Below are 12141 nucleotides of genomic sequence, written 5' to 3'. Positions count from 1 at the left end.
GCTGTGCGCGTCGCGTCGAAGAAATGGGCTTTGGTGTCACCAGCAGCCGCACGGATGGCTTTCTTCAATCGTTCGGTCGGCAGCGAGAAATCCGCCGCACGAGCGAAATCACCCGGCATGACTTCCGCCGTGTTGGCCATGAAGAGCGTGTGCCCCTCACGGGCTGCGGCCAAGACCTTCTTGGCACCGGAAACCACCAGGTCGCACCCGAGCACAAGATCGGCTTCGCCGGCGGCAACGCGGATGGCGTGGATGTCTTCCGGTGTGTTGGCAACGCGCAGATGCGTGAAGACCGCGCCGCCTTTCTGCGCCAGACCGGCCATATCGATGATGCCCGCGCCCTTGCCCTCGAGATGCGCGGCCATGCCGAGGATTGCACCTATGGTAACGACGCCGGTGCCGCCGATTCCGTTCACCACGGCCGACCAGCCGTCCGCCAGATCGTAAAGCTGCGGCTCGGGCACGCCCTCGAGCGGATCACTCGCGCCGGTGACGCCTTTCGCCTTCTTCAGTTTCGCCCCGTGCACCGTAACGAAAGAAGGGCAAAAGCCGTTCACGCAGGAAAAATCCTTGTTGCAGCTCGACTGATCGATGCGTCGCTTGCGACCGAATTCGGTCTCCTGCGGCTGCACCGAGACGCAATTCGACTTAACACCGCAATCGCCGCAGCCCTCGCATACAAGCTCATTGATGAAGACACGTTTATCGGGATCGGGAAATGTGCCGCGCTTGCGCCGACGCCGTTTCTCTGCGGCACAGGTCTGGTCGTAAAGCAGGACGGAAACGCCCTTCACTTCACGCAGGTCGCGTTGCACCTGATCGAGATCGTCGCGATGATCAATGGTGGTGCCCTGCGGAAAATTCACGACGCCGGCGTATTTTTCGGGCTCGTCGCTGACGACGGCTATGCGTTTCACGCCTTCCGCACGCACCTGATCGGCGATCATATCGACCGTAAGTCCGCCCTCGTGCGGTTGTCCGCCGGTCATGGCGACGGCATCGTTGTAAAGGATCTTGTATGTGATGTTGGCGCCGGAAGCGATTGCGAAGCGGATCGCGATGGAGCCGGAATGATTGTAGGTTCCGTCGCCCAGGTTCTGAAAGAAATGCTCGCGCTTGGAGAACGGTGCCTGCCCGACGAATTGCGCCCCCTCGCCACCCATGGCCGTGAAGCCGACATTTGAGCGGTCCATCCAGGTTGCCATGAAATGACAACCGATGCCGCCGCCGGCAATCGAGCCCTCGGGAACATTGGTGGAAGTGTTGTGCGGACAGCCTGAGCAGAAATAGGGCGTTCTGCCCGAAACGTCCTTCGTATCGGCGAGCATCGCCTGGAACTGGCGCAATCGCGAGACGTGCGCGGCGATCTCCTCCGATGGCCCGATGACCCGAAGGATCCGCTCACCGATGGCAATGGCGATCTCATTGGGGTCCAGCGCCGCCGTGGGCGCGAAAAGCCGATCACCGGTTTCATTCACCTTGCCGATAATCTCTGGCTGGTTGGCGGTGCCATAAAGATTCTCGCGCAGCTGCACCTCGATTAGCGAGCGCTTTTCCTCGACGACGATCACCATGTCGAGTCCGCGCGCGAAATCACGCATATGCTCCACGTCGAACGGCCATGGGCAGGCCACCTTGAACAGGCGAATGCCGAGTTGGTTGGCGCGCGCTTCGTCGATCCCCAGATCGTCCAGCGCCTGCCGGGTATCGAGATAGCTCTTGCCGAGCGTCACGATGCCAATCTTGGCTTTGGAGCCGCCGGAATAGATGATGCGGTTGAGATTGTTCGCCTGCACGAAAGCGGCCGCGGCCGCACGCTTGTAATCGTAAAGACGTGCCTCCTGGCCGAGCATGTTGATCTCGTTGCGGATGTTCAGTCCACCAGGCGGCATCTCGAATTCCGGTGTGACGATGTTCAGCCTTTCCAGCGAAACATCCACCGCCGCCGTGGATTCGATGTTGTCCTTCACGCATTTGATGGCCGTCCAAGTCCCGGCAAAGCGCGACAAAGCATAGCCATAAAGGCCGTAATCGATGAGTTCCTGAACGCCCGCCGGGTTCAGGATCGGGATCATCGCATCGACGAAGGCGAATTCGCTGGCATTGGCGACCGTGGAAGATTCGGCCGTGTGGTCGTCTCCCATAAGTGCAAGGACACCGCCATGCCTGGAGGAACCGGCGTGATTGGCATGGCGAAAGACGTCACCGCAGCGGTCGACGCCCGGACCCTTGCCGTACCAGACGCCGAAAACGCCATCATACTCGCCTTCGCCCAGAAGTTCGGTCTGTTGCGACCCCCAGCAGGCGGTTGCGGCCAGTTCCTCGTTCAACCCCGGTTGAAAAATGACGTTGGATGCTTCTAGCTGCTTCTTCGCCTTCCAGAGCTGCAGATCGAGGCCGCCGATCGGCGAGCCGCGATAACCGGAGACGAAACCGGCTGTATTCAAGCCGGCACGCCGGTCACGCTCGCGCTGCATTAGCAACATCCGGACAATCGCCTGCGCACCGGATACGAAGATGCGTTCCTTCGTTAAGTCGAACTTGTCATCAAGCGTGACGTCATGAAGCGTCATATATACGTCCTCCTCGCAGACTACGGGTGGAGACGTGTCTGCCGGGGTAGTGTTCTATCCGCCCGGCATCCCGTCAAACGAATTTGCGGGCTCCACAACAATGCGCAACGCCGCCGCGGGACGCGGCATTTCCGGGGACACTTTATTAGTCAAATCGCACCAACGGCGCACGAATCTGATCCGAGCATAACCGCTGTTTCCCGAGTACAAAGGCCAGTCCGGCATATTCACTTCATAATTTAGGTTCGATACGCAAAAAGGCGACTTTTCCCGCCCGGTTACTTTTTCGCCAGGAACAAAGCTGCTAATCAAACGCTGCCCGGTTAACGGGCAGGAGGGTAGGACAGGGAACAACTTCCGCCCACTCCGGGGAAACGCAAGAGGGCCATATGGCACATCATCACGCGCCGCTCGCCGAGCGCGGCAACGGCGGAGGTTTCTGACCCGTGCGCGCAATCGCTTTGGTGGTCCGCGCAATCGGCGGTCTGAATGCCTTCATCGGCAATGTTTTTTCATGGCTTTCACTGGCCATTGTTCTGGTCTGTTTCACCGTCGTGGTGCAGCGCTATGTCTTCTCGATCAGTTTCGTCTGGATGCAGGATCTTTACATCTGGCTGAACGGAGCGATGTTCACCGCGGTGGCCGGTTTCGCATTGCTCAGAAACGATCACGTACGCGTGGACATCTTTTATCGACCAGCCAATACACGGCACAAGGCGATCGTCGATCTGATCGGCGTGGTCTTCTTTCTGCTGCCTTTTTCCTGGGTCGTCTTCTACTACGGTTGGAGTTTCGTAAGTCGTTCGTGGCGACTGAACGAGGCCTCGGCCAATGTGGGAGGCATGCCGGGACTCTTTATCCTCAAGGCTTTCATTCTCGGCTTTGCCGCACTGCTGGCGCTACAGGGGATCGCCATGGCGTTACGTTCGATCCTTGTGCTGAGCGGGAATGAAGATTTGCTACCCGCGAAACTGAGATACGAAAACAACGAGGAAGAGCAGCCGGAGGCGAGCGTCTGATGGATCCGGTCTTGATTGGCGAGCTTCTTTCCGGGCTCATGTTCTTCGGCATTATCGGTTTCTTGCTTCTGGGTTTTCCGGTTGCATTCACGCTGGCCGGCGTTTCGCTCATGTTCGGCCTTGTGGGGATGTGGTTCGGCGTGTTCGATCCATCCAATTTCGGAAGCTTGGCCAACCGCTATATCGGCTACATGACCAATGAAGTTCTCGTGGCGGTGCCACTCTTCATCTTCATGGGCGTGATGCTGGAACGCTCCAAGATCGCCGAGCAATTGCTGCTCACCATGGGCAAGCTGTTCGGCAATATGCGCGGCGGGCTCGGCATGTCGGTCATTATCGTCGGCGCGTTGCTCGCCGCCTCCACCGGCGTGGTGGGCGCGACGGTCGTTACCATGGGCCTGATTTCGCTGCCCGCCATGCTGCGCGCCAATTACGACCCGAAGCTGGCCACCGGCGTCATTTGCGCATCGGGCACACTCGGTCAGATCATCCCGCCCTCCACCGTTCTCATTTTCATGGGCGACATGCTTTCGGGCATCAACGCGCAAGTGCAGATGGCCAAGGGCAATTTCGCACCGGTTCCCGTGTCTGTCGGCGACCTTTTTGCCGGCGCGCTGCTTCCGGGCGTGATGCTGGTGGGGCTCTATCTCGGATGGACCGTTCTGAAGGCGATCTTCGACCCAGCGTCCTGTCCGGCCACCCCGGTTCCACCGGAGGAAAAGAAGGCATTGATGGGCGAAGTCGCCGTCGCGCTTTTTCCGCCCCTTTTGCTTATCATGGCCGTTCTCGGCTCCATTCTCGGCGGCATCGCCACCCCGACCGAAGCTGCCTCGGTAGGCGCGGTAGGTGCCATGGTGCTGGCCGCGTTTCGTTGGCGGCTTTCCTTCGCGGTGCTGCGGGAAACGGCGATCGCGACCGCGTCTATCACCTGCATGGTGTTCATCATTCTGTTCGGTGCCTCCGTGTTTTCAATCGTCTTCCGCCTGATGGGCGGCGACAATCTGGTGCACGAATTTCTCGCCAATCTGCCCGGCGGCACGCTCGCGGCGGTGGCAGTGGTGATGTTCATCATGTTCCTTCTTGGGTTCATCCTCGACACGTTCGAGATCATCTTCATCGTCATCCCGATCACCGCACCGATCCTGCTGGCACTCGATGTAGACCCGGTATGGCTCGGCGTGCTCGTGGGCGTGAACCTGCAGACGAGTTTCCTGACGCCGCCGTTCGGTTTCGCGCTCTTCTACCTGCGCGGCGTGGCGCCAAACGCGGTCAAGACGTCGATGATCTACAAGGGTGTGCTGCCGTTCGTCGTGTTGCAGGTTCTGGCCATCGCGATCATGTTCGCCTTCCCCGAGATCGCCACCTGGTTGCCAAGGACGATCTACAACTGACGGTGTCCGCGCGACACGTGCAGGAAAAGACACAGGGAAAACGCAAAAAGCCCGGGCCATGGCCCGGGCTTTCCTTCATAAATCCGTTGAGCGGGATCAGATCGAGAAGTATTTCTTGCGCGCCTCAACAAAAGCACCGTCCGTTCCTTCCGTTCGGGTACGCACGATGTTGAGAGCCTCGATAAAGCTTTCGGTCGTCTTCTTGGTGAGCGCATCACCGGAATCGCGTAGTTCGCCGAGAATCTCGGTGGCCGCCTTGGCACCCGCCTCGATGATATCGTCGGGGAACTGCCTTACGTTGACGCCGTGCTCGTCGACAAGCGTCTTCAGAGCACGCGGATCGTTGGCATAGAAATCCGAGGCCACCTGATCGTATTCGGCCTGACAAATGTCCTTGACGATCGCCTGAAGGTCGGACGGCAACTCCTGGTATTTCGCTTTGTTGACCACCAGTTCGGTTGCCAGACCGGGCTCCACGAAGCTCGGGAAATAGTAGTTCTTGGCAACCTGATAGAAACCGAGCGCCAAGTCGTTATAGGGGCCCACGAACTCCGCAGCATCGAGCGTGCCCGACTGCAGCGCCTGAAAAATCTCGCCAGCGGCCATGTTGGTCACCGTCGCGCCGAGCTTCTCCCACACGCGGCCGCCGAGGCCAGGGGTGCGGAAGCGCAAACCCTTTACCGAATCCAGCCCCGTCAACTCCTCACGGAACCAACCGCCAGCCTGTGTGCCCGTATCGCCGGACAGGAAGCCTTGGACGCCGAACTGATCGTAGATCTCGTCCCAGATTTCCTGACCACCCATATAGCGGACCCACGCAGCCATCTCGCGGGATGTCATGCCAAAGGGAACGCCCGTAAAGAAGGACAAGGCCGGGCTCTTGTTCTGCCAATAGTAAGCCGCGCCATGGCTCATTTCGGCCGAACCGTCGATCACGGCATCGAGCGACTGCAGCGGCGGAACCAGTTCGCCTGCGGAATACACCTGCACGGTCAGGCGTCCGTCCGATGCCGCCGTGATACGATCTGCCAGACGCTGGGCGCCGACACCGAGACCGGGAAAATTCTTCGGCCATGTGGTGACCATACGCCAGGTCTGGTTGCCCTGCGCGATGGCGGGCGTGGCAAGCGCGGCAGCACCTGCACCTGCACTGGCAAGACCAGCATTCCTGAGGAATGAACGACGATCCATGAAATACCTCCCAAACATTCAAAACGCGAAAAAAATGGCCGTAAAACGGCCTCTTAGACTGATCGGCGACGCGGGAAAACACAATCATTCCGATCCGAACCTTTATCAATACACGCGACCGCGCAGGTGTCTAGCGCGAACAAGGGCCGGTTGGTTAAATTCCCAACCGCCTCTGGCCGGTACGGGGCGATGACACCGGCGCATTCTCAGAAGGCTTTTGAACAAACGTCGTCCGCGCGAGATGGGCGTTCGTCCCCTCGACCACTCTCTCGCATTCTATTTTTCACAGGAAAGCCCGTTCGCTTTCGGCCTGCTTCGTGCGCCATGTCGACTTTTGGCTCACTTGAAGGCACGCTCCATATGCAAGACAAAGCATAAGACCCGAGAATCATAAAAAAGATCCGGGGGAACACATTATTGGGAGGAAAGCATGGCGGGGCTCCTTGGCCTTTCGCGCCTGATTGATGCTGTTAATCAATTCATCGGAAAGCAGGTTTCCTGGCTGATCCTCGTGGCCGTCCTGGTCTCTGCCTACAATGCCATTGTCCGTTTCCTGGGCGACGGTTTGCCCGCCTATCTGCCGATCCCACGCGCTTCCAACAGTCTTCTGGAACTGCAATGGTATCTCTACGGCGCCGTGTTCATGCTGGCGTCCGCCTACACGCTGCAGCGAAACGAGCACATCCGTATCGACATCGTATCGAGCCTTTTCACAAAGCGGACGCGCGACTGGGTCGACCTCATCTGCCATGTCTTCTTTCTGCTGCCGTTCGTATCGCTGATCGTGTGGTTGAGCTGGCCATGGTTCCAGCGTTCCTTTGTCTCCGGCGAAATTTCGGCCAATGCCAGCGGCCTGATCATCTGGCCGGCCAAGTTCATGGTGCTTGCTGGATTCGTGCTCCTGACGGCGCAGGCCATCTCCGAGATTGTCAAACGCTATGCCGTCTTGCGCGGCCTCATCGACGAACCAAACCCGCAGCACGACATGCATCCTGCAGCCGAAGCCGCGATCGAGATGGAGGAGAAGCGCGATGATTGACCTGATCGCGCACAACCTCGCGCCCATTATGTTCGTCACCGTGATGGCGATGCTACTGATCGGCTATCCGGTTGCTTTCACATTGGCCGCCGGTGGCCTGCTGTTCTTCGTGATCGGCGTGGAACTCTCGCATATCTCCAGCGAGATCCGTCTGTTCTGGCCGCTCTTACAGTCGCATCCCGAACGCATCTACGGGATCATGTACAACGACACGCTCTTGGCCATACCCTTCTTCACCTTCATGGGCTTGATCCTGGAGCGCTCGAGAATGGCGGAAGATCTGCTTGACACGATCGGCCAGCTTTTCGGGCCGGTGCGCGGCGGACTGGCCTATGCGGCCGTTCTGGTCGGCGCATTGCTTGCCGCCACCACCGGCGTGGTCGCAGCCTCGGTCATCGCCATGGGCCTCATCTCGCTGCCCATCATGATGCGCTACAACTACAATCGCGGGTTCGCCACCGGAACCATCGCCGCTTCCGGCACACTGGCGCAGATCGTGCCCCCTTCGCTGGTGCTGATCGTCATGGCGGACCAACTCGGCCGCTCGGTGGGCGATATGTATCTGGGCGCGCTCCTGCCCGCGCTCGCCATCATCGGTGCATACTGCCTGCTCGTATTCGCTGTCACCATCGTCAGACCGAACTGGGCCCCTGCCCTACCTCCCGAAACACGCACACTGGGCGGCGGTGTCGCCTCGCTGGTACTGCTGCTGGCAATATCGATAGCGATCTATTTCGCCTCTTATCAGGCACTTTTCGCCGACATGCGCAGTGAAGTGAGGCTGGTTTGGTCGGCGACCGCTGCAACCACTTTCGCACTCGCCCTCAGTCTCGCCAATCGCCACCTGAAACTGAACATTCTTTCAAGACTTGCGGAACAGGTGGTGATCGTTCTGATCCCCCCATTGGCGCTTATCTTTCTCGTTCTCGGCACCATCTTCCTCGGCATCGCCACCCCCACTGAAGGCGGTGCAATGGGTGCGGCCGGCGCGCTCGTGCTCGCCCTGATCAAGGGCAGGCTTTCCTTCTCCGTTCTCAAACAGGCGCTGGATGCAACCACGAAGCTTGCCGCGTTCGTGATGTTCATTCTCATCGGCGCACGCGTGTTCGGCCTGACTTTCTACGGGATCAACGGCAATGTGTGGATAGAAGAACTGCTGCTGGCGTTGCCAGGCGGCGAGATAGGCTTTCTTCTCACCGTCACCGTCATCGTTTTCATTCTCGGCTGTTTTCTCGACTTCTTCGAGATCGCCTTCATCATGGTGCCGCTTCTCGTGCCAGCCGCCGAGACGCTCGGCATCGACCTGATCTGGTTCGGCGTCATTCTCGGCATCAATCTACAGACGTCCTTCCTTACGCCACCCTTCGGCTTTTCCCTTTTCTATCTGCGATCCATTGCGCCGATGCGAGAATGGAGAGACGAGGTCTCCGGGCGCATTCTGCCAGCAGTCAGAACGACGGAAATCTACAAGGGCGCCATCCCCTTCATCATCATTCAGTTCCTGATGATCATTCTGGTGATTTCCTTCCCCGGTCTCGTCACCCACTACAAGCAGGAAAGCACCGTCGACCCGAGCGATGTGGAGATCAACATCCCCTCCTTCGGCGGTGGCGACAACGCCACGCCCGGGTTCGGCCTGCCGGGCAGTCTGGGCGGCTCGCCCTTCGGCGCATCGCCGACCACCCCTGACGAAAGAAACCAGCAACAGGACGATGGGCTGCAACTGCCGGGTCTCGACGGCCTGCCACCGCTCAGCGCGCCTGCCGGCAACCCGCCGACCGGCGGTTCTCAGGAGCAACCGGCAAATCCGGATCTCAGCCAGCCGCCAAGCTTCGACTGACGAAACGGCATAAAGAAAACCCCGCGGCATCCCCCGGGGTTGTCTTTGACTTGGTCAAAAGGGACGGATCAGAGTTTCCCGGCGCGTTGTTGGATCATCATAAACGTATCGAACGTGTATTCGGACAGCTGCGCCCAGAGATATGCATCCTTCTTGAAGGCCTGCTGGTTGTCATAGATCTTTTTGAATGTGGGGTTAGAAGCGTTGATCTCGTCATACGTTTCCATCGCGGCGTTGTAGCACGCCTCAAGGATTTCCTGGCTGAAGGGACGCAACTGCGCGCCATCGGCAACAAGCTGACGCAATGCGCCCGGATTCTTGTAGTCGTAACTCGCCATCATATCGGCATTGGCTGCCCGACAGGCCGAATCCAGAATTGACTTGTAAACGTCGGGCAGTTCATCCCATTTTTCCTTGTTGAACATGGCGTTCAGAACAGGTCCGCCTTCCCACCATCCTGGATAGTAGTAGTACTGCGCAACCTTGTTGAAACCGAGCTTCTGGTCGTCATAAGGACCGACCCATTCGGTGGCGTCGATGGTGCCTTTCTCGAGCGCCGGGTAGATGTCGCCGCCGGCGATCTGCTGAGGGACGACACCGAGCTTCTCGATAATCTTGCCGCCCATGCCGCCAATGCGCATCTTGAGACCTTTGAGATCTTCAACCGTGTTGATTTCCTTACGGAACCAACCGCCCATCTGCGAACCGGTGTTGCCACAGGGAAGCGTGTGAAGACCCTCCGTGTGATAAAACTCGTTCATCAACTCATTGCCGCCACCATAGTAAAACCAGGCGTTCTGCTGGCGGTAATTGAGTCCGAACGGAATGGCGGTGCCCAGGGCATAAGTGGGGTCTTTGCCCCAGTAATAGTAGGATGCCGTGTGCGCCACCTCGACGGTGCCGGCGGCTGCGGCATCCGCCGCCTGCAGACCGGGCACGATTTCGCCGGCGGCGAATACCTGAATTTCGAAGTTGCCGTCCGTCGCCCCATTGACAAAGTCAGCCATGGTTTCAGCCGCGCCGTAAATCGTATCCAATGCCTTGGGAAACGAAGACGTGCAACGCCAGGTGATTTTCGGCATCGATTGGGCAATGGCCGGTGCGGCCAATGCGGATGCGGCGGCAACGCCCGTCCCTGCCACTCCCGCTTGCTTGAAGAAGGTTCTGCGGTCCATATGTTCTCCTCCCATTCTGGAACCGTCTGCCGTGATGCCGCTGGCACCCGGCATTGTGCTGGTCTCGAGACCCCGCGCTGTTTGCTTTCTTTGGGTAACGAAAACCACTGGCATCAATGCATGCATGTTGCTCCAAGTCCAGCACACCAGCCCCTTGTGCGACCAATATCGAAGGCCCAGTGAAAAGGCTCACCTGCCCATTGGAAAGGCGCGCGAAATGTCTAAATTGCATCTGCATGAGCGACAGCGAACAAACGGAACTTCGGATGCGTACCCCACTTATCGCCGTCTCGACGGATACAAAGGATTTCGAGAAGTATATCTGGCACGCCACGCCACAACCCTACCTTGATGCGGCGGTCTCTACGGCGGGTGTGCTGCCTATGCTGCTTCCCTCACTCGGCGACAAGCTGGACCTGGACAGTGTTCTGGAGACCGTTGACGGTGTGTTGGTGACAGGATCGAAATCGAACGTCTATCCTGAACTATACGGCGCCGTCGCAACCGATGAGAACGGCCCCTACGATCACGCCCGCGACGCCACCACGCTTCCCCTCATCCGCAAGGCTATCGAAAAGGGGATACCGCTTCTGGCCATATGCCGCGGCATTCAGGAATTGAATGTCGCGCTCGGCGGCACACTGGCAACGGAAATCCATGAACGCGAAGGCGCGTTCGATCACCGAGGACCGCAGGATGCCGAGCAGGCCGCGCGGTTTGCCATTCGTCAGACGATCAAGATCGCACCCGAGGGCTGTCTGGCCGGCATATTCGGTGCGACGGAAGTCCAGGTAAACTCCGTCCATCGGCAGGGCGTCGACAGCACCGCCCAATCTCTCCAGGTCGAGGCCGTGGCTGAGGACGGAACCGTGGAAGCCGTGTCGGTGAAAAACGCCCCGGCATTTGCCGTCGGCGTCCAATGGCACCCCGAATACTGGGCGCACAACGACGACGCATCAGCACGTGTTTTCAAGGCGTTCGGCAATGCTGTTCGCAATCACGCCGCACAACGCGACAAGACGCGGATGGCGGCAGAATAGCTCAAGTTCCGCGATACATGCTCAACAAAGGCGTCCGCGGACGAAGCGACTGGTATGAGACGCCGTCGCCAGGGAAAAATTCGACCAATGTTTCCCCGTTTGCCGATACGAATGCGACCGTTCCATCGGCACGCTCTTCCCAAATACGCGCCTCTGCAAGACTTGGCAGGATTTGGGTGCACCGCTCATCAAGATCCAATTCCGTGCGGTCTGGAGTTTGCGAGCGGCGCACCTTGCATACACCGTCCAAGCCAATACGCACCAGCGTCAGTTCCGAACCGGCCAGCTTTTCATCGACCGCCTTTGCCACAGCGAAACCAGTCGCGTCTTTTGCCGTGTCCGCATCGGAAAGATAGCCAAAGGAGCCGACGAGGGCCAGAACAAGCGCACTCGGCACAAACAGCTTCATGAAATCGGAACTCCATCGTCGCAGGAATTTCTTCGCACGACCGGGAGCTTCCATTTTTCGGGTTAAGCGTTTGCTAACAGATGCAACCTTAGCGTTTCACATGCGCGGTTTCCGGCACAGGCGTTACCGCCCGGCCTTCTGTGAACCAGGCAATGAGATTGTCGGCCACGAGGTCGGCCATAGCCTGTCGTGTCGCGACCGAAGCCGAGCCCACATGCGGTAGAAGCGACGCGTTTTCCAGCGCGACCAATGCCTCCGGCACATGCGGTTCGTTCTCGAAAACGTCGAGCCCGGCGGCAAAGATCGTGTTGTCTTTCAATGCCTTGGTCAGCGCCACCTGATCGACCGTGCTGCCACGACCGATATTGATGAAAACGCCATTGGCTCCGAGCGCCTCGAATACGGCAGCGTCGACCACCTTGTGTGTCGCCTCTCCCCCAGGTGCAACACAAATCAGCGTGTCG

10 protein-coding genes are annotated in these 12141 nt (G+C 58.8%); 5 read left to right on the top strand and 5 right to left on the bottom strand.

The window, feature by feature from the left end:
• Positions 1 to 2573: indolepyruvate ferredoxin oxidoreductase family protein (locus QZ638_RS18285; RefSeq protein ID WP_295813343.1), on the bottom strand; the 2573-nt coding region annotated here is incomplete at its 3' end.
• A 446-nt stretch (positions 2574 to 3019) separates the two neighbouring features.
• Between QZ638_RS18285 and QZ638_RS18280 the strand changes: the two genes are divergently transcribed.
• Complete coding sequence (locus tag QZ638_RS18280) at positions 3020 to 3592, top strand: TRAP transporter small permease subunit (protein ID WP_295813342.1); 573 nt, start codon at positions 3020 to 3022, stop codon at positions 3590 to 3592.
• A complete protein-coding gene (locus tag QZ638_RS18275; protein WP_295813341.1) occupies positions 3592 to 4983 on the top strand; it encodes a TRAP transporter large permease subunit in 1392 nt (463 codons plus the stop codon). Before QZ638_RS18280 ends, QZ638_RS18275 begins: the two co-directional genes overlap by 1 nt.
• A 96-nt stretch (positions 4984 to 5079) precedes the next feature.
• Here the strand turns inward: QZ638_RS18275 and QZ638_RS18270 are convergent, their stop codons facing one another.
• Entirely contained in the window at positions 5080 to 6174 is a 1095-nt protein-coding gene (locus QZ638_RS18270; RefSeq protein ID WP_295813340.1) for a TRAP transporter substrate-binding protein, read from the bottom strand.
• Positions 6175 to 6604: 430 nt separating this feature from the next.
• Between QZ638_RS18270 and QZ638_RS18265 the strand changes: the two genes are divergently transcribed.
• Complete coding sequence (locus QZ638_RS18265; protein ID WP_295813339.1) at positions 6605 to 7213, top strand: TRAP transporter small permease subunit; 609 nt, start codon at positions 6605 to 6607, stop codon at positions 7211 to 7213.
• Positions 7206 to 9053: a TRAP transporter large permease subunit gene (locus QZ638_RS18260; RefSeq protein ID WP_295813338.1), complete on the top strand. Its 1848-nt coding sequence runs from the start codon at positions 7206 to 7208 to the stop codon at positions 9051 to 9053. The genes QZ638_RS18265 and QZ638_RS18260 overlap by 8 nt, the downstream gene beginning before the upstream one ends.
• A 68-nt stretch (positions 9054 to 9121) precedes the next feature.
• Here the strand turns inward: QZ638_RS18260 and QZ638_RS18255 are convergent, their stop codons facing one another.
• A complete protein-coding gene (locus tag QZ638_RS18255; protein WP_295813337.1) occupies positions 9122 to 10228 on the bottom strand; it encodes a TRAP transporter substrate-binding protein in 1107 nt (368 codons plus the stop codon).
• Positions 10229 to 10494: 266 nt separating this feature from the next.
• Here QZ638_RS18255 and QZ638_RS18250 point away from each other — a divergent pair, with 266 nt between their 5' ends.
• The gene (locus QZ638_RS18250; protein ID WP_295813336.1) at positions 10495 to 11268 is read left to right on the top strand and encodes a gamma-glutamyl-gamma-aminobutyrate hydrolase family protein; all 774 of its coding nucleotides are present in this window, start codon (positions 10495 to 10497) and stop codon (positions 11266 to 11268) included.
• Position 11269: 1 nt separating this feature from the next.
• Here QZ638_RS18250 and QZ638_RS18245 read toward each other — a convergent pair whose 3' ends face one another.
• Together QZ638_RS18245 and QZ638_RS18240 are read right to left on the bottom strand one after the other, a co-directional pair.
• Positions 11270 to 11677 (bottom strand): hypothetical protein, encoded by a 408-nt coding sequence (locus QZ638_RS18245; protein ID WP_295813335.1) that lies wholly within the window; start codon positions 11675 to 11677, stop codon positions 11270 to 11272.
• 88 nt (positions 11678 to 11765) lie between these two features.
• A partial coding sequence (locus tag QZ638_RS18240; protein WP_295813334.1) for an NAD(P)-dependent oxidoreductase occupies positions 11766 to 12141 on the bottom strand: 376 nt, incomplete at its 5' end.

It is taken from the genome of uncultured Nitratireductor sp., assembly GCF_913053745.1.
In the GTDB taxonomy this organism is placed as follows: Bacteria; Pseudomonadota; Alphaproteobacteria; order Rhizobiales; family Rhizobiaceae; genus Nitratireductor.
This window is presented reverse-complemented; position numbering and strand designations above follow the sequence as displayed.

Coding starts and splice junctions, on each gene's coding strand:
- QZ638_RS18245 (WP_295813335.1), bottom strand. CDS start 11,677: ATGAAGCTGTTTGTGCCGAGTGCGCTTGTTCTGGCCCTCGTCGGCTCC.
- QZ638_RS18260 (WP_295813338.1), top strand. CDS start 7,206: ATGATTGACCTGATCGCGCACAACCTCGCGCCCATTATGTTCGTCACC.
- QZ638_RS18270 (WP_295813340.1), bottom strand. CDS start 6,174: ATGGATCGTCGTTCATTCCTCAGGAATGCTGGTCTTGCCAGTGCAGGT.
- QZ638_RS18275 (WP_295813341.1), top strand. CDS start 3,592: ATGGATCCGGTCTTGATTGGCGAGCTTCTTTCCGGGCTCATGTTCTTC.
- QZ638_RS18250 (WP_295813336.1), top strand. CDS start 10,495: ATGCGTACCCCACTTATCGCCGTCTCGACGGATACAAAGGATTTCGAG.
- QZ638_RS18255 (WP_295813337.1), bottom strand. CDS start 10,228: ATGGACCGCAGAACCTTCTTCAAGCAAGCGGGAGTGGCAGGGACGGGC.
- QZ638_RS18265 (WP_295813339.1), top strand. CDS start 6,605: ATGGCGGGGCTCCTTGGCCTTTCGCGCCTGATTGATGCTGTTAATCAA.